General features: G+C 71.1%; 23 protein-coding genes and 4 pseudogenes. 18 read left to right on the top strand and 9 right to left on the bottom strand.

What is annotated here, in order from left to right:
• Positions 1–10: 10 nt before the first annotated feature.
• Positions 11–940, bottom strand: a complete 930-nt coding sequence (locus AB5J53_RS03560; protein ID WP_369244199.1) for a helix-turn-helix transcriptional regulator — start codon at positions 938–940, stop codon at positions 11–13.
• Positions 941–1139: 199 nt separating this feature from the next.
• Between AB5J53_RS03560 and AB5J53_RS03555 the strand changes: the two are divergent.
• The 13 genes and pseudogenes from AB5J53_RS03555 to AB5J53_RS03495 all read left to right on the top strand — a co-directional run bounded on the left by AB5J53_RS03555 (position 1140) and on the right by AB5J53_RS03495 (position 12599).
• A pseudogene (locus tag AB5J53_RS03555) lies at positions 1140–2121 on the top strand (aldo/keto reductase).
• 48 nt (positions 2122–2169) lie between these two features.
• Entirely contained in the window at positions 2170–2574 is a 405-nt protein-coding gene (locus tag AB5J53_RS03550) for a cupin domain-containing protein (protein ID WP_369244198.1), read from the top strand.
• Between the two features lie 17 nt (positions 2575–2591).
• Complete coding sequence (locus tag AB5J53_RS03545) at positions 2592–3569, top strand: aldo/keto reductase (protein ID WP_369244197.1); 978 nt, start codon at positions 2592–2594, stop codon at positions 3567–3569.
• Positions 3570–3627: 58 nt separating this feature from the next.
• Positions 3628–3804: pseudogene (locus tag AB5J53_RS03540) on the top strand (IMP dehydrogenase); the annotation flags it as partial.
• A gap of 49 nt (positions 3805–3853) precedes the next feature.
• A pseudogene (locus AB5J53_RS03535) lies at positions 3854–4195 on the top strand (cytochrome P450); the annotation flags it as partial.
• A 192-nt stretch (positions 4196–4387) separates the two neighbouring features.
• Positions 4388–5158, top strand: a complete 771-nt coding sequence (locus tag AB5J53_RS03530; RefSeq protein ID WP_369244196.1) for an SDR family NAD(P)-dependent oxidoreductase — start codon at positions 4388–4390, stop codon at positions 5156–5158.
• A 6-nt stretch (positions 5159–5164) separates the two neighbouring features.
• Positions 5165–5587 (top strand): VOC family protein, encoded by a 423-nt coding sequence (locus AB5J53_RS03525; protein ID WP_369244195.1) that lies wholly within the window; start codon positions 5165–5167, stop codon positions 5585–5587.
• A gap of 13 nt (positions 5588–5600) precedes the next feature.
• Positions 5601–7130, top strand: a complete 1530-nt coding sequence (locus AB5J53_RS03520; protein WP_369244194.1) for an MFS transporter — start codon at positions 5601–5603, stop codon at positions 7128–7130.
• A gap of 148 nt (positions 7131–7278) precedes the next feature.
• Positions 7279–8025: a nuclear transport factor 2 family protein gene (locus AB5J53_RS03515; RefSeq protein ID WP_369244193.1), complete on the top strand. Its 747-nt coding sequence runs from the start codon at positions 7279–7281 to the stop codon at positions 8023–8025.
• Positions 8022–8363, top strand: a complete 342-nt coding sequence (locus AB5J53_RS03510; RefSeq protein WP_369244192.1) for a YciI family protein — start codon at positions 8022–8024, stop codon at positions 8361–8363. The genes AB5J53_RS03515 and AB5J53_RS03510 overlap by 4 nt, the downstream gene beginning before the upstream one ends.
• A gap of 29 nt (positions 8364–8392) precedes the next feature.
• A complete protein-coding gene (locus AB5J53_RS03505) occupies positions 8393–9658 on the top strand; it encodes an RNA polymerase sigma factor (RefSeq protein WP_369252036.1) in 1266 nt (421 codons plus the stop codon).
• Between the two features lie 442 nt (positions 9659–10100).
• Positions 10101–11558: an MFS transporter gene (locus AB5J53_RS03500; protein WP_369244191.1), complete on the top strand. Its 1458-nt coding sequence runs from the start codon at positions 10101–10103 to the stop codon at positions 11556–11558.
• Positions 11559–11624: 66 nt separating this feature from the next.
• Positions 11625–12599: a hypothetical protein gene (locus AB5J53_RS03495; RefSeq protein ID WP_369244190.1), complete on the top strand. Its 975-nt coding sequence runs from the start codon at positions 11625–11627 to the stop codon at positions 12597–12599.
• Here the strand turns inward: AB5J53_RS03495 and AB5J53_RS03490 are convergent.
• Entirely contained in the window at positions 12596–14191 is a 1596-nt protein-coding gene (locus tag AB5J53_RS03490) for an alpha-amylase family glycosyl hydrolase (RefSeq protein ID WP_369244189.1), read from the bottom strand. The genes AB5J53_RS03495 and AB5J53_RS03490 overlap by 4 nt on opposite strands.
• Positions 14192–14245: 54 nt before the next feature.
• Here AB5J53_RS03490 and AB5J53_RS03485 point away from each other — a divergent pair, with 54 nt between their 5' ends.
• The 3 genes from AB5J53_RS03485 (at position 14246) to AB5J53_RS03475 (ending at position 16872) form a co-directional block, all read left to right on the top strand.
• Positions 14246–15016, top strand: a complete 771-nt coding sequence (locus tag AB5J53_RS03485; RefSeq protein ID WP_369244188.1) for a class I SAM-dependent methyltransferase — start codon at positions 14246–14248, stop codon at positions 15014–15016.
• A gap of 139 nt (positions 15017–15155) precedes the next feature.
• Positions 15156–15419, top strand: coding sequence for a hypothetical protein (locus AB5J53_RS03480; protein WP_369244187.1), 264 nt, complete (start codon positions 15156–15158; stop codon positions 15417–15419).
• A complete protein-coding gene (locus tag AB5J53_RS03475; protein ID WP_369244186.1) occupies positions 15409–16872 on the top strand; it encodes an MFS transporter in 1464 nt (487 codons plus the stop codon). The genes AB5J53_RS03480 and AB5J53_RS03475 overlap by 11 nt, the downstream gene beginning before the upstream one ends.
• Positions 16873–16946: 74 nt before the next feature.
• On the opposite strand, the gene AB5J53_RS03470 is transcribed toward AB5J53_RS03475, so the two are convergent.
• From AB5J53_RS03470 to AB5J53_RS03455, 4 genes are all read right to left on the bottom strand, one after another.
• Positions 16947–17768: an alpha/beta fold hydrolase gene (locus tag AB5J53_RS03470; RefSeq protein ID WP_369244185.1), complete on the bottom strand. Its 822-nt coding sequence runs from the start codon at positions 17766–17768 to the stop codon at positions 16947–16949.
• Positions 17769–17829: 61 nt separating this feature from the next.
• Positions 17830–18663 carry an alpha/beta hydrolase gene (locus tag AB5J53_RS03465; protein ID WP_369244184.1) on the bottom strand — a complete coding sequence of 278 codons (834 nt, stop codon included), beginning with the start codon at positions 18661–18663 and terminating at the stop codon, positions 17830–17832.
• Positions 18664–18846: 183 nt separating this feature from the next.
• Complete coding sequence (locus AB5J53_RS03460) at positions 18847–19101, bottom strand: hypothetical protein (protein ID WP_369244183.1); 255 nt, start codon at positions 19099–19101, stop codon at positions 18847–18849.
• Complete coding sequence (locus tag AB5J53_RS03455; RefSeq protein WP_369244182.1) at positions 19076–19750, bottom strand: hypothetical protein; 675 nt, start codon at positions 19748–19750, stop codon at positions 19076–19078. Before AB5J53_RS03455 ends, AB5J53_RS03460 begins: the two co-directional genes overlap by 26 nt.
• A 53-nt stretch (positions 19751–19803) precedes the next feature.
• Between AB5J53_RS03455 and AB5J53_RS03450 the strand changes: the two are divergent.
• Positions 19804–20424, top strand: a pseudogene (locus AB5J53_RS03450) (MEDS domain-containing protein); the annotation flags it as partial.
• A 63-nt stretch (positions 20425–20487) separates the two neighbouring features.
• On the opposite strand, the gene AB5J53_RS03445 reads toward AB5J53_RS03450, so the two are convergent.
• On the bottom strand, positions 20488–21213 hold the full coding sequence (locus tag AB5J53_RS03445) for a GntR family transcriptional regulator (protein ID WP_369244181.1): 726 nt from the start codon (positions 21211–21213) through the stop codon (positions 20488–20490).
• A gap of 144 nt (positions 21214–21357) precedes the next feature.
• The gene (locus AB5J53_RS03440; RefSeq protein WP_369244180.1) at positions 21358–22524 is read right to left on the bottom strand and encodes a serine hydrolase domain-containing protein; all 1167 of its coding nucleotides are present in this window, start codon (positions 22522–22524) and stop codon (positions 21358–21360) included.
• 375 nt (positions 22525–22899) lie between these two features.
• Here AB5J53_RS03440 and AB5J53_RS03435 point away from each other — a divergent pair, with 375 nt between their 5' ends.
• Positions 22900–24210: a carboxypeptidase regulatory-like domain-containing protein gene (locus tag AB5J53_RS03435; RefSeq protein ID WP_369244179.1), complete on the top strand. Its 1311-nt coding sequence runs from the start codon at positions 22900–22902 to the stop codon at positions 24208–24210.
• Here the strand turns inward: AB5J53_RS03435 and AB5J53_RS03430 are convergent.
• Entirely contained in the window at positions 24195–24740 is a 546-nt protein-coding gene (locus AB5J53_RS03430) for a DUF6884 domain-containing protein (RefSeq protein WP_369244178.1), read from the bottom strand. The genes AB5J53_RS03435 and AB5J53_RS03430 overlap by 16 nt on opposite strands.
• Positions 24741–24994 lie beyond the last annotated feature (254 nt).

Below are 24994 nucleotides of genomic sequence, written 5' to 3'. Positions count from 1 at the left end.
GGCGGCCGCGTCAGGGCGAAGGGGACGTGACCCCGCTCGGCGTGGTTCGCGGTGCTCCGCCGGTCGGTGCGGCCCCGTTCGACGAGGGCTCGGACGCGAGCAGGTCGAGGAGGACCAAGGCGTCGTACTCGGGGGTGCCCGGTGCGGCGTAGTACGCGATCAGGCGGTGGCCGGGGGTGCCTTCCAGCTCCATTGACTGGTAGCCGAGAGTGAGCTCGCCGACCTCGGGGTGGTGGAAGGTCTTGCGTCCGTGGGTGCTGCCCTTCACGTCGTAGCGCTCCCACACGCTGGCGAACTCCGGGCTCTTGAGGAGCAGTTCACCCGCCAGTCGGGTCAGGTCCGGCGCGTCGGGGTCGGTGCCGGCCAGGGCGCGCAGTCGGGCGACGCAGCCGCGGATCTGGCGGTGCCAGTCGTCGAAGAGCTCGCGGGCCGCCGGGTGGAGGAAGACGTAGCGGGCGATGTTGCGCTGTTTGGCCGGCCAGTCCTCCATTCCGACGAGCAGGCGCAGCCCGCTCGGGTTGCAGGCGAGCAGGTCGTTGGTGCGGCTGACGACGTGCGCGGGGTTGGGTCGCAGGCTCTCCAGGAGCAGTTTGACGCCGGGCCGTATGGTCCGGCTCGGCGCGGCCGGCGGTTGGGGTGCGGTCCGGGCGGCGAGGGCGACCAGAGTGCGCAGGTGCTCGTGCTCGTCCTCCTCCAGCAGCAGGGCGCGGGCGAGGGCATCGACCACGGACGGGCTGGGGCGGGTCTCCTTGCCGCGTTCCAGACGGGTGTAGTAGTCGATGCTGATCCCGGCGAGGGTGGCCAGTTCCTCACGGCGCAGCGCGGGCGTGCGGCGCAGCCCGGCGCCGGCCGTCAGGCCGACCTCGGCGGGGGTCACCCGGGCCCGGCGGGCACGCAGAAAGCGCCCCAGCTCCGTGCCGTTGTCCTGCTCACTCGTCATGCCATGGAGTGTGGCAACGCCGTGACCTGGGCGGTAGGCGCATGAGGGGCCCTGTCACACCCCGGAACACGGCTCCCCGGCACAGCGCGGTCTGCCACGCGGCGCGCCCGCGCAGCAAGGTTGATCGCGTCGGAGTCGTCCCCCACGCACGGCCCCCGCACGGCGCCCGGCATCCGGCGAACGAACGGAGTACCACCCCATGCAGCACATCAAGCTCGGGAACCTGGACGTCACCCGGATCGGTATGGGCGGATGCCCATCAACGCGCTCTACACCGGCGCGAACGCGGACAACGAGGAAGGCATCCGCGCCATCCACCGCGCGCTCGACCTCGGCGTCACACACATCGACACCGCCGAGGCGGACGGCCCCTTCCTCAACGAGGAACTCGTCGGCAAGGCGCTGCAGGGCCGCCGCGACCAGGTGGTGCTGGCGTCGAAGTTCGGCTTCGTGTCGTACTCGGGCCGCCGAAGGTTCCCTCGACAGCAGCCCGGAGAGCATCGGCGTCGCGGTGGAGGGCTCGCTGAAGCGGCTTGCCACCGACTACCTCGATCTGCTCCACCAGCACCGGGTCGACCCGGCCACGCCGATCGAGGAGACCGTCGGCGCCATGGCCGAGCTGGTCGAGGAGGGCAAGGTCCGAACCCTGGGTCTGTCGGAGGCCGCCCCGGCACGATCCGCCGCGCCCACACCGTGCACCCGCTAGCCGCGGTGCAGACGGAGTACTCCCTGTGGTTCCGGGAGCCGGAGCGGGAGATCCTGCCGGTGACGCGTGAGTTGGGCATCGGCTCGTGCCGTGGGCGCCGCTGGGCCACGGATTCCTGGCCGGCGGGTTCCGTACGACGGACTGGTTCGACACCGAGGTCGACCTGCGCGCGACCATGCCGCGCTTCAACGACACCGAGTACTTCCAGCAGAACCTGCGCGTCGCCGACGAGGTCAAGGCGATCGCCGACGAGGTCGGCATCACTGCGGGGCAGCTGTGCCTGGCCTGGCTGGTCGCCCAGGGCGACGACATCGCCCCGATCCCCGGCACCCGGCGCGTCTCCCCCCTGGATGAGAACGTCACGGCCGACGGCATCCAGCTGTCCGCCGAGGTGCTCCACACGCTCGACCACCTCACCCCTGCCGTCGGCGACCGCCTCGGCAAGGACCACATGGACATGATCGACCACAACTGAGTGCGCAGGTCGCGAGCGCCACATGAGCACGCAAGAAGGAGAAGGATCTTGGAGATCCTGAAGCAGCAGCCCACCAGCAAGGCTCCGGCCGACTGGTTCACCGGTGACGTGTGGTGGGACGTCGTCTACGCCGGTCAGGAGCCGTCCCGGATGCGGGTCAACATGGTGCGCTTCGCGCCGTGCGCCCGAACCGACTGGCACTCGCACGCACTGGGCCAGACCCTGCACATCGTGTCCGGCATCGCGCTGATCGGCACGCGCGACGGCACGGTCGTCGAGGCCCACCCCGGCGACACGATCCACACCCCGCCGGGCGAGGAGCACTGGCACGGCGCCGCTCCCGACCGCTTCATGGAGCACCTCGCGATGTGGGAGGGCACGGGCGACGGCAGCCCCGAGACCACCTGGGGCGACAAGGTCACCGACGCCGAATACCACCGCACGAACAAGTAGGGACTGGGGCAGCGATCATGCGTACCACCACACTGGGCAACAAGGGCCCCGAGGTCGGCGTCATCGGCCTGGGCTGCATGGGCATGACCTTCGCGTACGACGTGAAGACCCCGCGAGACGAGGACACGTCGATCGAGGTGATCCGCCAGGCCCTCGACCTGGGCGCCACACTGATCGACACCGCGGATGTGTACGGGCCGTACACCAACGAGGAATTGGTCGGCCGGGCGCTCGCGGACGGCCATCGTGAACGCGCGGTCCTCGCCACCAAGGTCGGCCTGTACGTCGCCGACCCGACCGGCGGACCCGAGGGCTCCCCGCTCATCGCCAACAACGGCCGCCCCGAGCACGTACGGCAGTCGATCGACGCGAGCCTGCGCCGCCTGGGCACCGACCACGTAGACCTCTACCAACTCCACCGCGTCGACCCCGAGGTACCGATCGAGGAGACCTGGGGCGCCATGGCCGAGGTCGTGGCCGCGGGCAAGGCGCGGCACATCGGCCTGTCCGAGGTGACCGTCGAGCAGATCGAGCGGGCCCAGGCGGTGCACCCGGTGGCGTCGGTGCAGTCCGAGATGTCGCTGTGGACCCGGGACGCGCTGGACCACGTACTGCCGTACTGCCAGGAGCAGGGCATCGCCTTCCTGCCGTTCTCACCGCTGGGCCGGGGCTTCCTCGTCGGGCGGTTCTCGTCCTTCGACGACCTGCCCGAGGACGACTTCCGGCGCCGGCTGCCGCGCTTCCAGCAGGACGCGCTGCGCGCCAACCTCGCCATCGTCGGCCGGGTACGGGAGATCGCCGAGCGTGCGGGGGTCACCCCGGCGCAGGTGGCGCTGGCATGGGTGGTCGCCCAGGGCCGGTACGTCGTCCCCATCCCCGGCACCAAGACCCCGAAGTACCTGGCGGACAACGCCGTGGCGGCGGACGTCGCTCTGAGCGCGGCCGACCTGGCCGAGCTCGACGCCCTGCCCGCTCCGACCGGCGGCCGCTACTGACACACGGACTGACGCACCGTCAATTTTACATAGGGCAACAGAGAATCGGAAGCATCTCATGCGAGCAACACTGATGTACGGCGCCGGCGACGTCCGAGTGGAGGACGTCCCCGACCCGAAGATCCAGCGGCCCACCGACGCCCTCGTACGCGTCCTGCGTTCCTGCGTCTGTGGCAGCGACCTGTGGTCCTACGGGTCCATGCCGGCCTCGGAGCACGGCGAGCGGATGGGCCACTAATTCCTCGGCGTCGTCGAGGACACCGGCTCGGACGTGTCCGGGCTGAACCCTCGACGGCACTGTGATCCCCAAGGGCACGCCGGTGCTCGCCGGTTACTCGGCCGCGGGGCGCGACCGGGTGGCCCACGGACCCGATGCCGACCGTTTCGACGTGACCCGGCCCGGCAGGTCCGGCGCCGCCCGGCACCTCTCCCTCGGGCACGGCGCGCACTACTGTCTGGGTGCCCCGTTGGCGCGCCTGGAGGCCACCATCGCCCTGGAGCGACTGTTCACCCGTTTCCCCGACCTCGACCTCGCCGTGTCGGAGGCGGAACTCTCCCGTCACCCCAGCTTCGTGGGCAACAGCGTGCGGGCCCTCCCGGTGCGGCCGGGGATCTCCCGCCGCTGACGCCGCCGGCGGCCGGGGACCGTCCTCGGCCGACTCCGCGAGCTGCCGAGAACCCCCGCGGCTGACCCCGCGCATACCAGCCATACGACACCGCGATGGCCCTGAGCCGACCCTTTTCTTGTTCTCGCCAAACGCCGTACCTACGCTTCCACCACCGCACACCGGCGGCACTGGACGAGGGACACGGCAATCATGGGTCGACTGGCCGGAAAAATCGCTTTCATCAGCGGCACGGGAGCTGGAATAGGGCGGGCCGCGGCTCAGATATTCGCCGCGGAAGGCGCCACCGTATTCGGCTGTGACATCGACTCCGAAGCCGCCGCCGAAACGGTGGAACTCGTCGAGAAGGCCGGCGGAGTCATGCGGTCCCTCGCGCCGGTGGACCTGTCCACCGAAGCGGGAGCACGGGAGTGGATCGACGCGGGGATCGCGGCGTTCGGCGGGATCGACATCCTGTACAACAACGCGTCCGCCCTGCGGAACGGGCCGTTCGAGACCATGCCCGCCGAGGACTGGTACTTCACCATCAAGAACGAGCTCGACATCCCGTACTTCTGTACGCAGGCGGCCTGGCCGCATCTGATCGCGAGCGGCGGCGGAGCCGTCCTCAACGTCGCCTCGGTGGCCGCCGTACGGGGTGCCCCCTTCATGCCGATGGTGCCGCACGGCGCCGCCAAGGGCGGGGTGCTGGCGATGAGCAAGCATCTGTGCGCGGCCGGCGCCCCGCACCGCATCCGCGTCAACACCATCGCGCCCGGCATGACCTATACGTCCGCCACCGCGCCATTCCTCGACGATCCCGAGGGGCCGAAGGCGCAGTTGGAGGCGCGGATCCCGGTCGGACGCGTGGGGCAGCCCGAGGACATCGCGCGGGCCGCGGCCTTCCTCTGCTCCGACGAGGCCGCGTTCGTCAATGGCGCCAACCTCATGGTCGACGGCGGCGACAGCGCGATGGCGGGCTGAGCGCCGGTGAACACACGACTCGACCACATCGGCGTCAACGTACGCGACCTGCCCGCCCAAACCGCCTGGTACCAGGCGGCGTTCGGGCTGAGGACCGTCTTCGAGTTCACCCTCGAAGGGCCTGGGCTCAGTGGTGTCGTCCTGGAGCATCCGCACGGCTGGCGCATCGAACTCCTCGCCCGCCCAGGATCCACCCCCGGACTGCGGGCGCCCGACCCGCTGACCGCCGCCCTCACCGAGGGATACGGCCACTTCGCGGTCACCACCCCCGAACTCGACCCCGTCTACGCGGCCCTGGTGGCCCAGGGCGCGGGCGAGGTCATGAAGCCCGGGCCGTCCCCCGAGCCCGGCATCCGGATGGCCTGGGTCGCCGACCCCGAGGGCAATCTCGTCGAACTGATAGAGCGCAGCACTAGTTTTTCCGAGTGAGATGGAGTACGGGATGACCAATCTCGTGAAAAGGCTCGACAGAGGCACGCTCATAGCCTGCTGTCTCGCAGTTGCCGCCGCGCAGCTGTGCATTACCGTTCCGTCCCCCATCAATGGAGAAATCCAGGCCGCATTCGGGGCTTCCGGTTCCCAAGTCGCCTGGGTCACCTCCGCCTTCATTCTCCCCACCGCAATTCTTGAACTGAATTTCGGAGTGGTCGGAGATCTCTTCGGCCGCAAGCGCCTTCTGGTGCTCGGCGGGCTGATCCTGGCGCTCGGTGAACTCCTCAACGCCACTTCCCAGAACATCACCATGATGTGGACCGGTCAGGCCCTGGCCGGCATCGGTGCCGCCGCGCTCTTCCCCAGCTCCCTCGCGGTCATCGCGGCGGCCACCCCCGACGGGAAGGACCGTGCCAAGGCGGTCTCCACGTGGGCGCTCAGCATTTCCCTCGCCTCCGCCCTGGGGCCGCTGTCGTCCGGCGTGCTCGCCACGGTCGCCGACTTCCGCTGGGCGTTCGTGCCGCCGGTCGTCCTCGGTCTGGTCGTCGCGGTCGCGTGCTGGAAGCTGGTCACGGACTCCAAGGCTCCCGAGGGCCGCAGCCTGGACTGGCCCGGCCAGATCACCATCGCCGTCGGTCTCACCGCCCTGCTCTGGGGCATCATCGAGGGCGGCGACCGCGGCTGGGGCAGCGCGGCGATCGTGGGCTCGCTGTCTTTGGCGGCCGTCGCTCTCGTCGGATTCATCGTCGCGGAGACCCGCGCCGCCTCGCCCATGTTCAACCTGGACCTGCTGAGGATCCCGTCGTTCGCCGCGGCCGCCGTCGTCGCGCTGGCCGGCATGTTCGGCTTCATCGGCACCGCGTACTGCGTGTCGATCCGGCTCGGCGCGGTGATGCATCTGAGCGCCCTGCGGGCCAGCATGCCGTTCGTGATCCTGCAGCTGATCCCGCTGCTGCTGGCGCCGGTGCTCAGCAAGATGCTCACCCGCGTCGACGCCCGCTGGCTGCTGATGGGCGGCCTGCTGCCGATGGCCGCGGGACAGTTCTGGATCGCCGCGCTCCCCATCACCACGACGTCCCTCGCGGCCTTCATCGGCCCGGTGCTGCTGCTCGGCATCGGCTTCATCTGCGTGGTGTCCTCGCTGACCTCGGCGGCCGTGAACGCCGTACCGATCGAGATGACCGGCATGGCCAGCGGTGCCACCAGCCTGGTGCGCGAGTTCGGCCAGGGCCTCGGCCCGGCCGTGATCAGCACCATCGCGATGAGCGCCGCGTCCTCGGCGCTGGTCGGCAAGCTCAGTGGCGCGGACGCGGGCATGGAGGCCGCGGCCGGTCCCCTCGCCGTCGTCAACGCGGGCAGCGACAGCGCCAGGGCGGCGGCCCAGACGGCGCTCGGCCACGGCATGGCCCTCGGCGTGGTGATCTGCGGCTGCGCCTCACTGCTCGGCGCGGTGGTCACCCTGCTGCTGGTGCGCAAGAACACCGCCCGCGCGGCGGTCGGCGTCACGGGCGAGTCGGCGGCGGAGGCGGCGGCCGTCTAGTACGCAGGTGCACGAGAAGGGAGCCGGGGCGCGCGCCCCGGCTCCCTCGCATGTCCGGCCGTACGCAGGAAAATCTGGAAGGGTGTCGATGGGGCGCCGCCCCGTTCGTCGGTGGGGTGTCAGGACCTCATGAGTACCGGGAGGAACCATGAAGTACATGCTGCTGGTCTGCGGTGACGACACCGCCGACGCCTCCGGCATGGCACCCGTCGAACCCTGGGTCGAGGAGCTGGGCGCCGAGCGCGGTGTACGGCTGCACGGCCATCGGCTGCGGCTCCCCGCCGAGGCGGTCACCGTGCGGGTGCGCGACGGCGAAGTGCTGCGCACCGACGGGCCGTTCGCGGAGACGAAGGAGTACGTCGCCGGGTTCGACATCCTCGAGTGCGAGACCATGGAGGAGGCGATCGAGGCGGCGGCCAAGCACCCCGTGGCGTCCATCGGGGCCATGGAGGTGCGCGCGTTCTGGGACGACGAGGACGCCGAGGGGGAGATCCGCCGGCTCGACGCTGAGCTGACCGCCGCCGCACGCGATCGGGACTTCGACCGGGCGATGGCCTGTTACGCCCCGGACGTCGAGGTGTTCCACCCCGTGAGCGGTCTGGAGCAGAGCGGAATCGAAGCCCTGCGCAAGGCCGAGGAGTGGTGGTGGGCGACGCTGGCCGGACCGGTGGAGCGCGAAGTGCTCGACTTCCGGGTCCGCGTCGACGAGAGTGTCGCGTTCAGCCACGCCCTCGTGCGGATGCGCGCCACGCTCACCAACGGCGACTCGCTGGACACCACGGCACGGGTGACCACGGGTTACCGTGCGGCCGGTGACAAGTGGCAGATCGTCCACCAGCACACGTCGGTCCCGTTCGCCGCAGGAACCCTGGGAAACGAGGAGGGTCGGTCATGAAGTACGTGTTCTTCATCTGCACATCCGTCGGCGGCGAGGAGCTCAGCCCCGAGGAGATCGCCGACGACCCCCGCTTCACCTCGTACATCGAAGAGGTACGCAGCCGCGACGTGGTGCGGGGCGGCACCCGGCTGCGGCCGTCCACCGATGCCACCACCGTCCGTGTCCAGGGCGACGAAGTCCTGCTCAGCGACGGTCCGTTCGTGGAGTCCAAGGAGTACGTCGCGGGATTCGACATCATCGAGGTCGCCGACCTCGACGAGGCCATCGCGCTCGCGTCCCGGCACCCGGCGGCGCTGAGCGGCGGTTCGGTGGAGGTGCGGCCGGTCTGGGAGTGAACGAGAGCGAGGAGGCGGCGGGTTCGGGCGTGACCGGGAGTCCGGGAACGCCGGACGTCGAGCAGGCCGTCGCCGCCGCCTTCCGCGAGGAATGGGGCCAGGTCGTCGCCACCCTGATCCGGGTGACCGGCGACTGGGACCTCGCCGAGGAGTGCGCGCAGGACGCCTTCGCCCAGGCCCTGGACCGGTGGCGGCGCGACGGTGTGCCGCGCCGCCCCGGCGCCTGGTTGACCACGACCGCGCGCAACCGCGCCCTGGACATGCTGCGCCGGGAGGCGGTGGGGGCACAGAAGCTGCGGGAGGTGGCCGTGCTGGCGCGCGACGAGGGACCCTACGACCCGGAATACGGAGACGACAGTGGAGTCCAGGACGACCGGCTGCGGCTGATCTTCACCTGCTGCCACCCCGCGCTGCCCATCGAGGCCCGGGTGGCGCTGACCCTGCGCACCCTCGCCGGACTGACCACGCCCGAGATCGCCCGCGCCTTCCTCGTCCCCGAGGCGACCATGGCGCAGCGCCTGGTCCGCGCCAAGCGGAAGATCCGCAACGCGGGCATCCCCTACCGCGTACCGCCCGCGCACCTCCTCCCCGAACGCACTACGGGCGTTCTCGGTGTGCTCTACCTGCTCTTCAACGAGGGGTACGCCGCCACGGCCGGCGCCGATCTGGTGCGGACGAATCTGTGCGCGGAGGCGATCCGCCTCGCCCGCGTGCTGGCCCGCCTGATGCCCGACGAGCCCGAAGTGCTGGGTCTGCTCGCGTTGTTGCTGCTGCACGACGCCCGGCGCGGCACGCGGGTCGACGCGGCGGGTTTGCTGGTGACGCTGGAGGACCAGGACCGTACGGCCTGGGACAAGGCATCGGTCGACGAGGGCGCCGGCCTGCTGGAAACCGCGTTGCGCCGCGGGCGTCCGGGGCCGTATCAGATCCAGGCCGCCATCGCCGCCTGCCACACCACCGCCGCCACCGCCGAGGACACGGACTGGGCCGACATCGCGGCCCTGTACGGCGAGTTGGAGCGCCTCGTGCCCTCCGCCGTGGTGCGGCTCAACCGGGCGGTGGCCGTGGGCATGGCCGAGAGCCCGGAGGCAGGGCTCCTCCTGGTGGCGGACCTGGAGGAAGAGGGCGAGCTGGAGGGGTATCACCTGCTGCCCGCCACTCGCGCGGACCTGCTGCGCCGGATGGGACGCATGGCGGAGGCCGCGGAGGCGTACGCCGGCGCTCTGCAGCTGGTGGAGAACGACGCCGAGAGGCACTTCCTGGAGAAGCGGCTCGCGGAGTGTCGATCGGCGTAGGGGCCGTTCGTCGGTGGGGTGTAAGGACCCGATCGCGACACTGGAGGCTCTCGTGACCGCCACCGTCCCCGTCCCAGTCCCCGCATCGCTCCTCAAGAAGGCTCTCGCCCGGCTGCTCGCGCGCCGCAGGCAGCCGACGCCGCAGGCGTCCGGCGCCTCGGCCGGGTCGGGCGCCATGTCCCCGTCCGGCGGCCCGGGCGCGCCGGTTCCGGAGGCCTCAGGCCCGGTCGTGCCGGGTCGGGTCGTGCCCGGTCCGGGTGCCCTGGAAGTCGAGCCAGCGCCTGGTGCCCCGGTGGCGTCAGGCCCGGTCGCGCCGGTTCCGGCCCAGTCAGGCCCGGCCGCGTCGGATCGGGTCGTGCCCGGTCCGGGCGCCCCGGAAGTCGAGCCAGGGCCCAGTGCCCCGGACGTCTGGCTCGCCGGCCTCCGCCTGGGGAGCTGAGCCATGACTGCCACCACCACCCCCACCGACATGTCCGTCACCACCCCCGACCCCCGCCGCTGGCGCGCCCTCGCCCTGCTCTGCCTGGCCGGATTCATGGTCATCCTGGACTCGCAGATCGTCGTCCTCGCGCTGCCGTCCATCGCGGACGGACTCGGCTTCTCGGCGGACGGCGCGCAATGGGTGATGAGCGCCTATCTGCTCAGCTTCGGCGGGCTGCTGCTGCTCGGCGGCCGGGTCGCCGATCTGCTGGGCCGCCGTCGGGTCTTCATGACCGGCACCCTGTTGTTCGGGCTCTCCTCGCTGCTGTGCGGGTTCGCCGGGAGCGCGGGCGTGCTGGTGGCGGCGCGCGCCGTGCAGGGCGTCTCCGCCGCCGTCATGGCGCCCACCGCGCTGTCGCTCCTCCTCAACACCTTCGAGGAGGGCCCCGAACGGAACAAGGCCCTCGCCATCTGGTCCGGCAGCGGCGGCTTCGGCGCCACGGCCGCGCTGCTGATCGGCGGACCGTTCACCGACCTGCTCGGCTGGCAGTGGGTCTTCTTCCTGAACGTGCCGGTCGCGCTGCTCCTCCTCGCCCTGAGTCCACGGCTGCTGCGGGAGAGCCGCGCCGAGGCACGCGCCCGCTCGTACGACCCGGCCGGGGCGCTCACCGTCACCGGCGCGCTCGTCGCGTGCGTGTACGCCGTCGTCGAGGCACCCCGCGCGGGGTGGCTGTCCGCGCAGACGGTCGGCCTGTTCGCCGTCGCGGCCGCGCTGGCACGTCTCTTCGTCCGCGTCGAGGCACGGTCCGCTCAGCCCCTGGTACCGCTGCGGCTGCTGCGCACGCGGTCGGTGAGCGGCGGCAATCTCGTGGTGTTCCTGCTGGGCAGCTGCGCCTTCGGGATGTCGTACACGCTCTCCCAGTACGGGCAGGGGGTGCTCGGCTACTCGCCGCTGCGGTTCGGGCTCTACAACGTCGTGATGCCCGCTACGGCCGTCATCGGCTCGTACGCGGGTCAGGCCCTGGTCACCCGTATCGGCGCACGCCCGGTCGCGGTCGGCGGCCTCGCGCTGGTCGGCGCGGGCAGCCTGCTGCTGGCTGGGGTTCCCGTGGACGGCGGATTCGTCCGCGATCTGTTCCCGGGGCTGCTGATGTTCGGGCCGGGCCTGGGCGCCTGCGCGGTCGCCGGGTCCATCGCGGCGCTGACCGGTGTGGAGGAGCGGGAATCGGGCGTGGCGTCCGGCATCAACACCGCGGCCTTCCAGATCGGGGGCGCCTTCGGTGTCGCGGTGGTCTCGTCGGTCGCCGTGACCTATACGAGCGGCCCGGGTCTCGCGGGCCTGACCGCCGGCTACCGGGCCGCGTTCACGGCGTGTGTCGTCCTCGCGGCGGTCGGGCTGGGATGCGCGCTCGCCCTGCTGCGCAGGCTCGGACGATCGGCTTCGGACCGGCTGGTCACTACGAGTCGAGCGCGTTCGTGATCGCCTTCACGCCGGACCGTCTTCTCGGAGACGTGGGGCGCGCTGTCGGTCGAGGGCGGGAGTGGCTTGAAGCTGACGGCGATCAACAGCCACGTCGGGAACACGGGGGCGTACGGCTACGGCACCTACGCCATCGGCGACGCGATCGTGCGGGTGCTCGGATCGCGGTTCGACGTCGGCAGCTACGCGACCATCATCGCGGGCCCGGCCGCGTCGGTGCACTACGGCGACAGCACCCGCGAGGCGGTCGCCGCGCTCAACTCCGAGCTGGAACTCGGGCTGAGTGGTGCTGAGTTGGCGGCTCTTCCTGTCCAGAACACGGTCGTCACCTCGGGCCACTTCGGCTACATGTTCTTCGGCGCCGGCACCCTGAAGCTCGACGGCGGCACGATCATCAACTCCGAGAAGTCGACCTTCCTCAACAAGGGCCAGCAGACCACGATCACCGTGGACGGCTCCCAGGGGGCCCGGCTCAACCCGGGCAACGGGATCATCCTGCAGATGATCGAGCTGGACGACCCGGGCCCGGTGAACGTGGGCGGAAAGATGATGAACGTCGGCGTCTACACCGAGCCCACGGACGACCCGGCCAAGGCCACCACCTTCGACACGACCGCGGTCCACACGGCCGACGGGGCCGCCACCTTCAGCTCCATCGCCCTGGAGGGCGACTTCTGCAACGGCATGCGCAAGGGCAAGAACATGGTCCTCACCTTCGAGGACTCCAGCGTCCAGGGCGTGATCTCGGCGACGACGGCCAAGCATCGTGTCAGCACGATCGACTCCTCGAATTTCTACGAGCTCGGCGAGGTCACCAACACCGCCCGGGCGGTTGTCAACAACGGCGTGGTCGTCCAGCTGAACAGCGGCTCGACCTGGACGGTGACCGGCACGTCGTACCTGACCAAGCTGACCGTGGCCTCCGACGCGGCCGTGAACGCGCCGCGCGGCAAGTCCGTGACCATGACGGTCGACGGCACCACGACGGCGCTCACGGCCGGCGGCAGCTACTCGGGTGCGATCGTGCTGACGGTGGGCTAGCTCGCGGAGGCGAGCTTGAAGATCCCGTACGCGAACCCTCGCGCGGTGATCCTCGCGCCGTCGATGTGGACGCCGGAGGCCTCCAGCGCCCCGGCGCCCCGGGCGCCTTCGTAGTCGTAACTCACCTCATTCCGCTGTGGATTGACGACCACGAGATACCGCCCGCCCCGCGCGTACACGAACGGATACCCGGAGTGCAGCACCTCCACCGAGCCGCCCGAGCCCAGCTCCGGCGTGCCGGTGCGGAGCGCTATGAGACGGCGTACGAGATGCAGGAGGGAGGTGTCGTCGGCGCGCTGGGCGGCGACCGTCGGGCGGTCCGGGGACGGGTCGAGCGGGAGGTACAGGCGGTCGGGCGGGGCGGTGGAGAAGCCCGCGTTCGCACCGTCGTCCCACTGCATCGGGGTTCGGGAGCCCGCGCGGTTGTAGCGGGGGCCCAGCACGCTGCCCTCCTTGTCGGGCAGGCCCGGGACGTAGCGCATCCCGATCTCGTCGCCGTGGTAGATCGCCGGGAGCGTGGGCCAGGTGAGCTGGAAGGCGAAGGCGGCGGGGAGCTGATCGGCCGTGCGGGGGCCGCAGTTGAGTCGGGAGAAGTCGTGGTTGGCGGTGGGCAGGGAGATGAAGCCGCTGTCGCCGACGGCGGCGGCCGCCTGGTGCCAGGCCTCGACGAAGGGGCGGGGCGAGCCCTTGCCGCTGGGGTCGAAGAAGCAGTCGAGCGGGTCCCAGGACTCGTTGACCGTGCCCTCGGCGTTGCTCCACAGCGAGCGCAGGGCGAGGCCGTCGGTGGGGCCGCCGAACTGGAGGAAGAAGTCGGCGTGGAAGCCCGCGGGGACGGACACCTCCGGCTCGCCCCACTCCGAGAGCAGCACCGCGCCCGGATGCGCGGCGTCCAGCCAGTGGCGCAACTCGGCCCAGATCCTGGCGGTTTCCGTCTTGTCGGCGTCGTCCTTCACCAGCGACGCGGCCATGTCGACGCGGAAGCCGGACAGGCCGAGGCCCAGCCAGTGGTCCATGATCTCGCGCAGGGCCGCCCGGTTGGCGCGCGGTCCCTCGGCGTTGACCGGTCGTCGCCAGGGCTCGGCCGGATTCTCGCGCGCGTAACCGAAGTTGAGGGCGGGCTGGAAGGCGAAGAAGTTCGGGAGGTACGCGCCCGGACGGGCCCCGGGGGAGGGGACGAAGCCGTCGGGCCGGCCCTCGGGCGCCCAGATGTACCGGTCGTCGGCCGGATCGTTCGCGGCGGCCTTGAACCACGGGTGCTCGTCGGAGGTGTGACCCGCCACGAGGTCCAGCAGGACGCGGATGCCGCGGCGGCCCGCTTCGTCCACCAGCTTGGCAAGATCGTCGTTCGAGCCGTAGCGGGGCGCGGCGTTCAGGTAGTCGCAGACGTCGTATCCGGCGTCGCGGAACGGTGAGACGAAGCACGGGTTGAGCCACACGGTGTTGACGCCCAGCCACGTCAGGTGGTCGAGGCGCTCGGCGATTCCGTTGAAGTCGCCGATGCCGTCGCCGTTCGAGTCGGCGAACGACTGCGGGTAGATCTGGTAGAAGACGGCGTCGGCCAGCCAGGTGGGGGCGGGACGGAACGAAGTCATGCAGGGGACCATAGATCAGCGCACACCGCGCCCGCTGCCCCTAAGCTGAAGGCGATGTTCACCCCGCACGGTCCCACGCTCCGCGAGCTGGCCGTACAGGCTCTCTCGTCCGTCGAACGCGGCTACGACCTGCTCGCGCCGAAGTTCGACCACACGCCGTTCCGGACACCGGACTCGATCCTCGACGCGGTGGGACGGGCGCTGCGCCCCATGGGACCGTTCGACGCCGGGCTCGATCTGTGCTGCGGCACCGGGGCCGGAATGGGGGTCCTGGGGACGCTGTGCCGGGAGAGCGTCACCGGGGTCGACATCAGCGCGGGGATGCTGGCGGTCGGGCGCGAGCGGCTGGGTGCCGCCGGACCGCCGTCCAGTCCGTCACCGCCGCCCCGGCCTCATGCCGCGTGGGTACGCGGCGACGCCCGCGCCCTTCCCTTCGGCCCGGCCTTCGACCTCGTCGTGAGCTTCGGTGCCTTCGGGCACTTCCTTCCCCGCGAGCTGCCGGGCCTGTTCGCCCAGGTCCACTCCGTACTGCGCCCCGGCGGGCGTTTCGCGTTCCCGATCATGGCCCCGCCCCGGCCGAGCTCGCCCTGGTACTGGGCCCTGCTGGGCTTCGACGCGGTGATGCGGGTACGCAATGCCGTCCGGCGTCCTCCGTTCGTCATGTACTACCGGGCGTTCCGGCTCGGTGACGTGCGGCGGGAGCTGGCGTGGGCCGGTTTCGAGGTCGAACTCCACGCGCTGCCCGAATTCGGGTACCGGCGGGACGGTAGCCCGCGGTGCCGGATGGTCGTGGCCACGCGGGGCCCCGGCACCACACCCGCCTAGGTACTCCAGGTCCACCTGTCGGGGCAGTGCCTTGCCCACGCGAGAGTTTGTTTTTCCAACTCGCTCGGGTATAGTGGGTCTGCTTTTCAAACTAACTACCTCATGTCTCCCTTCGGGACCGACCGTACGAGGAAGCGCCATGAAGGCCCCACTGCCCGACAGCACGCATGTCACGGATGAAGCCGTGGCCCGCATCGATCCCTTGTGGTGGTCATGGGAAGGCGCGCATGGCGGACATGCCGCGGCGCTCGACGGAGCGCGCGCCGAGCTGGAGACCAGTCCCGCCGACGTCGCCCGTCACGTCCTCGACGCCATCGAGGCCGGCCGTGAGGAAGTGCTCGCCGGCGACATCACCCGCCAGGCCAAGGCCGCGCTGTCCGGTGGGGCGCCCGATGGCGTCTGACCTGCGCGACGCGGCGACCGAGCCGCAACTCGCCCATGGGGAACGCCCGTTGCCGGTCCTGATCGCCGCCTGTCTGGGCCTGTTCGTCGTCTTCCTGCAGACCACCCAGACGATCGGCACCCTCAGTGCCGTCCAGGACAACCTGCACATCGCCGCGGCCGACCTGGTGTGGGTGCCCAGCATGTACACGCTGGTCGTCGCCTCCTGCGTGCTGGGGGCGGGCGCGCTCGCCGACCGGTGGGGGCGGCGGCGCGTCTTCCTCACCGGGGCCGCCGCGATGGCCGCGGGCGGAGTGGTGCTGGTCTTCGCCGGAAACCTCGCCGCCGTCCTCGCCGGACAGGCGGTCGCGGGCCTCGGCGGCGCGCTCATCACGCCCAGCTCGCTCGCCCTCATCACCCACGCCGTCCCCGACCCCCGGCGCCGTGCCGGAGCGATCGCCGCCTGGGCGGCCACCTCCGGACTCGGCCTCGCCATCGGCCCCGTCACCGCGGGCCTGGCCCTGCGCTGGTGGACCTGGCACACCGCGTTCTGGCTCAACCTGGTCGTCGCCGCGCTCGGTGCGGCGGTCGCCCTGCGGTATGTGGAGGAGTCGCGCAACCCTTCTCAACGCCTCGACTGGGCAGGCCAGTTGACGGCCATCGGTGGACTCGCCCTGATGGTCTTCTGGCTGATCGACGGCGGTCACCACGGCTACGGCTCCGGGCGGGCCCTCGCGGCCGCCGCCGGAGCGGTCGTCCTCCTCGCCGCCTTCGTCGTGGTCGAACTGCGCCGTAAGGCGCCCATGGTCGACCTGCGTCTGATGCGCGACCCGTCCTACGGCGCCTCGCTGCTGCTCGCCGCGACCGTCCTGTTCGCCTTCGTCGGCCTCTCCCTCCTGGAGGTGCTCTGGCTGCAGCGGGCGCGGGGCCTGACGGCGTTGGAGGTGGGTGCTCAACTCCTGGCGGAATTCGGCACGTTCATCGCCGCCTCGGTGCTCGCGGGAGTGCTCGTACGGCGCCTGGGGCCGCGCACCCTGATCACCGCGGGTCTGCTGCTAGCGGCCCTCGGAGCCACGCTCTTCGCGCGCGTCGATCCCGGCACCGGGTTCGGCGGATACGTCGCCGCCCTCGTCGTCTTCGGCCTCGGCTCCGGTCTCGCCAACGCGCCGTCCACCGCGCTCGCCGTCAGTCATGTGCCGCGTGGCCGCGAGGGGGAGGCGGGCGGCACGGTGAACGCCGCCCGCCAGATCGGCGCGGTGCTCGGCACCAGCGTCCTCGGCACGCTGATGACCTCACGTTTCGACGAGCGGGTCCGCCAAGTCCGAGACCCACGCGTCGCCTTCACCGACGCGGTCGGCCATGCGACGTGGGTCGTGGTGGCGGTGCTGCTGGTCGGGGCGGGGCTCTCGCTGGCATCCTCGCTGTGGTCCGCGCGTGCCACGGCCGTCGCCTCCGGGTTGGCCGAGGAGAGCTGAGCCTTCGACCCAGCCTCTCCGACGAGGTCTGCCCCCGCACAAGGCGGGGGCAGAACCCTGTTCGGGCCGTCCGCTCAGCTGCGGATGAAGTCGAGGAGATCGGCGTTGAAGGCCTTCTCGAACTCGCCCACCAGGCCGTGCGGAGCACCCGGGTACACCTTGAGCGTGGCGTCCTTGACGAGCTGGGCCGTCTTCAGAGCCGCGGCGCCGATCGGCACGATCTGGTCGTCGTCACCGTGCGCGACGAGCGTCGGCACGTCGATACGGGCCAGGTCCTCGGTGAAGTCGGTCTCCGAGAACTGCTTGATGCAGTCGTAGGCGCCCTTGAGGCCGACCTGCATGCTCCACAGCCAGAACGCGCGGCGCATGCCCTCGGACTCGGTGGCGCCGGGCCGGTTGAAGCCGAAGAAGGCCTCGCTCAGGTCCCAGTAGAACTGGGAACGGTCCGCCTCGACCCCTGACCGGATCCCGTCGAAGGCGTCGATGGGCGTGCCCTCCGGGTTCGCGTCCGTCTTCAGCATCAGCGGCGGGACCGCGCCCAGCAGGACGGCCTTGGCCACTCGCGAGGTGCCGTGCCGGCCGATATAGCGGGCCACCTCGCCGCCGCCGGTCGAGTGCCCCACCAAGATCACGTCGTTGAGGTTGAGCGTCTCGATGAGCTCGGCCAGATCGTCGGCGTACTGGTCCATGTGGTTGCCCTGCCACGGCTGCCCGGAGCGGCCGTGTCCGCGGCGATCGTGTGCGACGGCCCGGAAGCCGTTCTCGGCGACCAGCCTCGCCTGGCCGTCCCACGTGTCCGCGTTGAGCGGCCAGCCGTGGCTGAAGACGACGGGCTGCCCACTGCCCCAGTCCTTGTAGAAGATGTCGGTGCCGTCGGAAGTCGTGAACGTGCTCATGGGCGTTCCCTTTCGAGTGTTGGTGCGAAGCGGCGTGCGGGCGCCGTACGGCTGGTGGGGCTCAGACGAAACGGCGGACGAACTCCAGGGCCGTATCGGCGACTTCCTGCCAGCCGTGGTCGATGGTCAGCGCGTGCCCGCGGTCCTTGATCTCGGTGATCTCGGTGACGCCGGGGTTGCGCTGCTGCTTCTTGTAGGAGGCGTTGGCGATGGCCCACGGCACGGTGTGGTCCTTCTCGCCGGAGATGATCAGCAGCGGGCCGCGGTCCGGGTTCTCGGTGTCGACCTTGGCCTCGGTCCACGGGTTGAAGTTGGCCGTGGCCGCCTGGAAGAGCGGCGCGCCCGGTGCGGGCACCGCGAAGGTGTCGTACAGCTCCTTGGCCTCCTCCTCGCCGACCGCGTTGGCGAAGCCGTACCGGAACTGGTCGTAGGTGAGCGGGACGGCCCGGTGCCGGTTGGCCGGGTTGCCGAGGACGGGCGCGGAGGAGCGCAGGGAGGATATCGGCAGGGGCAGCACACCCCGGAACGGCGCCGGGTCGATCGCCACCGAGACGGCGGACCGCCCGCGGCCGGCCAGAATCTGGGTGAGCAGTCCGCCGAAGGAATGACCGACCAGGGCGGGCTTCTTGTCGAGGCCACCGATGAGCCCCTCCAGGTGGTCGGCGACCTGCCCGACCGTTTTGCCGGCGAACACCTCCGGGTGGGCCTTGGCCTCCTCGACCGTGTCGGGGTCGTCGGGCCAGGACAGCGAGACCGGCGCGAAACCGGCCTGCTCGAAGTGCGCGGCCCACCGATCCCAGCTGCTCGGCAGCAGCCACAGACCGTGGACGAAGACGACCGGGACGCGGCCGGTGGCGTTGGCCCGCTCGATCTGCTGTGCGTCGTTGGTGGTCATGTCTCGACGCTAGACGCGAACGGCCCTCCTGGGATCGGTCAGATGACTGCATTACCGCCCCGGACGGGTATGTGCTCACGTCATAGTCCCCACCGTCCCCATGCTCCACAGTGAGTGCAGTGCGTCCCGCAGCTCCGAGCGCGAGCTGATGCCCCCCATGGCTGGTGCGGCACCTGGCCGGCGTCAGGGCTGTTGGGGCAGCCCGCCCAGCGCCAGCGTCACCGCCGCGTCCGGCCCCAACTCGTGCCCCTCGCACACCGCTTCGGCGAATCCAGTGTGGCCGAGGGCCGCGCGCAACCGGCGTACGTACTCTCTGCGGAAGACGGTCGTCTCGGAGTTGCCGAGCCGGGGGATCCCGGCCGCGTACCAGAGACGTCTGCTGACGCCGAGGAGCTGTGCGGCGAGCTCCGGTTCACCCCGACAGGCATGCGCGGCCACCAGCAGGTCGGTGACCGCCGCGGCGCCGAGCCGGTCGTGCACGCGCCACTTGGCGACCAGCGCCTCGCGCCCCGTACGCATCGCCTCGTCCCCGGCGGCCCAGGCCGATGCCGGAGAGCGAGACGAAGAAGTCGCCCCAGGCCCGCATCCACAGCTCGCCCCGTTTCGCGCAGTCCGCGCGCAGCCGTTCCGCCACCGCCGCACACCGCTCGAAGGCGCCCTGGCCGGCCAGCAGATATGCCTGCACGGCGAGCGTCAGCAACTGGAAGAACTCCGCGCCTCCGCCACCCCCGGGCCACTGCGGGGCGCTTCCGTAGAGCACCGCCGACCGCGCCGACTCTCCGCGCACGGCCAGGCTCGCACCGGTCAACGGCAAGGCGGGCACCGGCAGCCGGCGTTCCTCGGCGAGCCACACATACGCGGCGCTCACCGACTCCGCGGCGTCCAGGTCGTCGGGTACGACGGTGACCAGGCGGTGCGCCCAGATGGCGAGCGTGTGCTCGGGGCCGAGGTCATGGGCCCGGCGCAGCGCCCGCTCCAGATAGCCGCGCCCCTCCTCGGCGAAGCCGCAGGCGAACCAGAAGTACCAGAGCGTGCCCGCGAGTTCGAGCGCGGTCTCGGGCTCCCGCGCCGCGAGGCAGTCCTCCATCGCGAGCCGCAGGTTGGCGTGCGGGCCAGTATCACGCGTACCGCGCGGACCACGGCGGGGACCGCCGCGTGCGTGTCGTTGGCGAACCCGTCTGGACGGGCCGCACGGAGTTCGAGGCGCGCGAGTGGATGCGCTACGAGTCGCTGCTGAACGTCGCCTTCGCGCGCTCCGGCCACTGGATCCTGTGCCCCTACGACACCCGGACGCTCCCCGCCGACGTGGTGCGCTCGGCGACCCGCACCCACCCCGAACTCGCCCTCGGCGCCCATACGTCCGCCCCCAGCGGACACTACGCAGACCCGGCCGACTTCTACGCCGAGTGCGACGCCGCCCGCCCGCGGGACCCACTGCCCGACGGCACGGAGGACATCCGCTTCGCGCGTGGCCGGTCGGCTGCCGTGCCCCGTGCCCTCGCCGCGTACGCCCGCCGTTCGGGGATGCCCGAGCAGCGGACGTACGACATGGTGGCGGCCGTCCACGAGGCGCTCGTCAACGCCGTGCGGTTCGGCGGCGGGGGCGGTGTGCTGCGGTTGCGCAGCGACCCCGACTACGTGATCTGCGAGGTCGTCGACAACGGCGCGCACAACTCGGCGGTGCCCGCGCGGTTCCCCGGCCATCTTCCGCCCGACGCGCGGTCCGTCGGTGGCCACGGGATGTGGGTGGTACGGCAGTTGAGCGATCTCGTCGCCGAGGAGCTGGCTCCAGCGTCCGCATGTACTTCCGCCGCCCGGGAGAGGTCATCCGGCCGCCGGCAGGGTGAACTCGTAGACCAGGGCGTCCTGTTGGGCGTCCACCACCAGATCGGTGATCTCCAAGGGCCGGTCGTACTGGTCGTGCACGCGCCGGGTGACCCGCATGGACTGCGGGAGCCGGGTGATCGAGTCCCGGTGGTGCAGGGTCAGCCCCGCCTTGCGCATCCAGTCGTACGCCCGGCGCAGCTGCGCCTCCGCGGTGCCGTCCGCGCGGTCGCGGTAGCGCGCCAGCTCCGCGACCTCGGTCACCGCCACCGCCGAGAACGAGGTCACGGCCGTCCGCAGACCGGTGCCGTCCGCCGCGGCCGACTCGTAGCGGTGGACCAGCGTCGGGCGCCGCGGGGCGAGTCCGAGCGCGTGCGCGTGCTCCGGTGGGGGAGCCTCCCAGTTCACCGTGGTCCGCTGGACGGCGCACGGTTCGGCGGTGTGCGCCCCGACGGGAAAGTCGAGGGAGGGGACGTGCTCGGCGGCGGTGCCGGGCAGCGTGGCGTGGCTGCCGCGCCGGTCGGTGGAGACCAGGCCGCTGCGCCGCAGCATCTGCAGCGCCTGCCGTACGGTCTCGCGGCTCACGCCGAAGCGGGTGGCCAACTCCCGTTCTCCCGGCAGTCGTTCACCAGGTGGAATGGAACCGTCGCGCAGTTCGCCGAGCAGTTGCGTGGCGATCCGCGAGTACAGCGGCTCGTGGTCGGATGGATGGGTGGTGCGGGCCATGTCCGCGCCTCCTGCGTGGTGACAAGACGTAGCCGTGCGGGCTCATTGCGCGACCACATCTAGCATTGGTCTAAACCACCAGGGAAGAGCGGCCGGGCAGTTCGGCCGATTTCCGTCCGCACCCTCCGTACGGTGCGGACGGGCTCAGAGCGCGCTGTACAGGGCGTCGACGAGCGCCATCTTCCTTGGATCGTCGGCGATGTGCGGGCCCATGCGGTTCATGACGTACCCGACGGAGACGCCCGCCTCGGGGTCGGCGAGACCGCAGGAGCCGCCGAAGCCGTCGTGTCCGAAAGCCCTCGGGTTGGGTCCGTACGACCCGTTGGGCCCGCTCAGCCACAGCCCGAGCCCGATCTCCGTCTCGTTCTCGAACCCGGCGCCCAGCACCAGGTCACGGCAGCTGCCCTGCCCCTCGCGCACCCGCTCGGCGGCCTCCGGCGAGAGCACCTGCCGGGAGCCGTACGCGCCTCGCCGGGCGAAGATCGCGTACAGCGCGGCGACGGCGCGGGCCGTCCCGTGGCCGTTCGCGGCCGGGATCTCGGCCGCTCGCCACTCTGGCGTGTTCGCCTCTGCCGCGCCGACGAGCGGATTGGCGAGCGCGGCCAGCGCCGCGGGCGCCAACTGGGCGAAGATCGCCGCCTGTTCACTGCTGGACGCGGCCGGCGGGTGCACCAGCTCGGCCGCCCGGTCGGCCTCCTTCTCCGGCAGTCCGATGGTGAAGTCGATCCCGAGCGGCCCGGTTACCTCCCGCTCCAGGAAGGCGCCCGGCAGCAGCCCGGAGACTCGACGCACCACCTCGCCGACCAGATGGCCGAACGTGAGCGCGTGATAGCCGGACTGGGACCCGGGCTCCCACCACGGCTCCTGGGCTGCGAGGCGCTCGACGGTCAGCTCCCAGTCGCAGAGCTGCGTGAGCGTGTGCGGCGCGCGGAGCCCGGACAGTCCCGCCCGGTGCGACAGCAGATGCCGTACGAGGACCGTCTCCTTGCCCGCCGCCGCGAACTCGGGCCAGTAACTGGCCACCGGGGCGTCGAAGTCGAGCAGCCCCCGATCGGCCAGGATGTGGGCGCACAGTGAGGTCGGCCCCTTCGACGTCGACCACACGTTGACCAGCGTCTCGCGCTCCCAGGGGCGGGTGCGCGTCGCGTCGGCCCAGCCGCCCCACAGGTCCACCACGGTCTCCCCGTCGAGCGTGACGGTCACCGCCGCGCCCAGTTCGCCACGCTCGCGGAAGTTCTCCTCGAACGCGGCGCGCACCGCCGAGAAGCGCGCGTCGCAGTGGCCTTGAACATCAGGCACGTGCTGGGACATGGGACCTCCGTCATGCGTCCGCGGGTGAACCCGGAAGGGTCCGGGCCCGTCGAACGTACCGACTGGTCGGACTGGAGGGAAGTCGCGGGACCGCATCCGTCATTCGGCCGTGAAGTCGCACCCCGCGGCCGGCCGTCCTGCCCCCGGCGGAGCGGATGCACGGTCGCGGCCGACCGGGTCGGCGCTGCGGGATCGCCACACGATGGCGGTCGCTCGATATGTGCCCTGAGCCCCTCGCATCTGGACATGATGGACAGTGCTGCCCCAACCCGACCATAGGTTCGGGTCATGAATTCCTTGTCTGCCCGTCCTTGGTCGCCTACGGCAAAGAGAACGACGCGTCCGGTATTCGGCCCCAGCTGGTTCGCTGCCGTTATGGGCACGGGCATCGTCGCCAACGCGGCGGTCACCCTGCCCCGGAGCTTCCACGGACTGCGGGCTGCCGCCACGGTGGTCTGGCTGGGCGCCGCGCTGCTGCTGTTCCTGCTGGCCGTCGGTTACCTCAGGCAGCGGGCGCTGCGGGTACACGCGGCTGATCCGGTGATGGCCCAGTTCTTCGGCGCGCCGCCGATGGCGCTGCTCACGGTGGGTGCCGGGACGCTGCTGCTCGGCCGACGGCTGATCGGGCTTGAGGCAGCGCTGGATGTGGAGTGGGTGCTTTGGTCGCTCGGTACCGCGCTCGGTCTTGTCACGGCCTGCACGGTGCCCTATTTGATGGTCACCCGGCACCGTTTCGCGCCGGAAGCGGCGTTCGGCGGCTGGCTGATGCCGGTGGTGCCGCCGATGGTCTCCGCCGCGGCGGGCGCGCTGCTTGTCCCCTACACACCGGCCGGGCAACCGCGGCTCGCCCTGCTACTGGGCTGCTACGCGATGCTCGGGCTCGGCCTCGTCACGGCGCTGCTGGTGCTGGCCATGATCTACAGCCGCCTGGTGCACCATGACGCACCCACCGGAGCGATGGTGCCCACGGTGTGGATCGGCCTCGGGGCGTTGGGTCAGTCGGTGACAGCGCTCGGCGCGCTGGCCGCGGTCGCGCCGAGCGCGCTGCCCGCGCCGTACGCGCGGGGCACCGCGGTCTTCGCGCTGCTGGGCGGAATCGTGGTGTGGGGCTTCGCCATGCTGTGGCTGGCGCTCGCCATAGGGCTGACCGCGCGGACGATCCGTGCCGGGCTGCCCTTCGCGCCCACTTGGTGGTCCTTCATCTTCCCGGTCGGTGCCTGTGTGACTGCCACCGGTGCCCTCGCGGCGCGGACCGGCTCGGAGCTGTTCATCTGGACGGCCGTCGGGCTCTATGCGCTGCTCGTCATCGCCTGGGTGGTGGTGGCCGGCCACTCCCTACGCCATGCAGCCAGGCATGGGCGCCGCCGGCCCGTCGCCGGGCACGCGCGCCGACGGCCCGCCGAGCCGGACCTGTGGCTCGGCGTGGCAGCCATGCTCACTGGCACCGTCCGCAGCACCACCGACGGACGCCCGATTTCCGAGGCCCGGGTCACCCTCCTGGACCCGGCGGGCGATGTCGTCGGCATCACACTCACCGCCGAGGACGGCTCGTACGCCTTCACCGATCTCGAAGCCGACCACTACACCGTCGTAGCCGCGGGGTACCCGGCTCAAGCGGCACCCCTCACACTCGAGGCCACCGGCCAGGACGCCTTCGATCTGACGCTGGCTCACGACGAGGGATGAACGACTCCTTCACTGATGGGTCTGCTCCGCGCGTTTGCGGCGGGCCCCATCGTGGAGCTGCTCGCCGACGGGAGGCTCGTCAGCTGTTCATCCCGTCCATTGCGCAACTGTGCGAGTCGGGCCATTTGCTCACCCATGCCGCGTGTCCCGGCCAGCGGCGTGCGGGCGTGCGGCCAGATGGCGCGGACGAGGCTCACATGTCGTGCGCCGCCGAGGGCCACAACGGGGTCGAGGAGCACGATGCCGCGCACAGTCGCCTGCTTCAGGAGGACTTGGGCCGTTATGGCGTCGGCGGCGCCATGGGATGTGTCGTACGGCTCGATGACGTCGTCGAGGTCGAGCAGGCCGTAGCGTGCGGAGAGGATGAGCAGCCGGTCAGGCTGCAGTGCGTCAGCCGCCTTACGGCACGCACGGTGGTAGGAGCCGACATACAGGTCCGCCGCTCGTGCGCGCCGGCCCAGTTTGCGGCTGCCGCACGGGATGACGACGAGTTGTGGTTCGAAGCAGTCGAGATGGTCGATCGCTGTCATGCCTGTCGTCCTGTTCTGTTCGCGTGTGTCGTCAGCGGCACTGGTGCCGTACTCACCTGGCGCGAGTTCCATGAGTCGACTCGAACGTCCGTGAGGTCGCGCCTGATGACTTACAACCAGGCTCTGGACCGCAGCGATGTCGCGCCGTGTGGACCACAAGCCCTCGGATCAGGACGCGCGTACTCCGTGATCAGGCCTCGGCCGTGCGGTGGCAGCTTTCCACGCCAGGCCACCTTCCTGGTGCAATGTCCTGA

It is taken from the genome of Streptomyces sp. R41, from assembly GCF_041053055.1.
In the GTDB taxonomy this organism is placed as follows: Bacteria; Actinomycetota; Actinomycetes; order Streptomycetales; family Streptomycetaceae; genus Streptomyces.
Note: the sequence above shows the minus strand (reverse complement) of the source record. Positions and strands in the feature narration are given on the sequence as shown.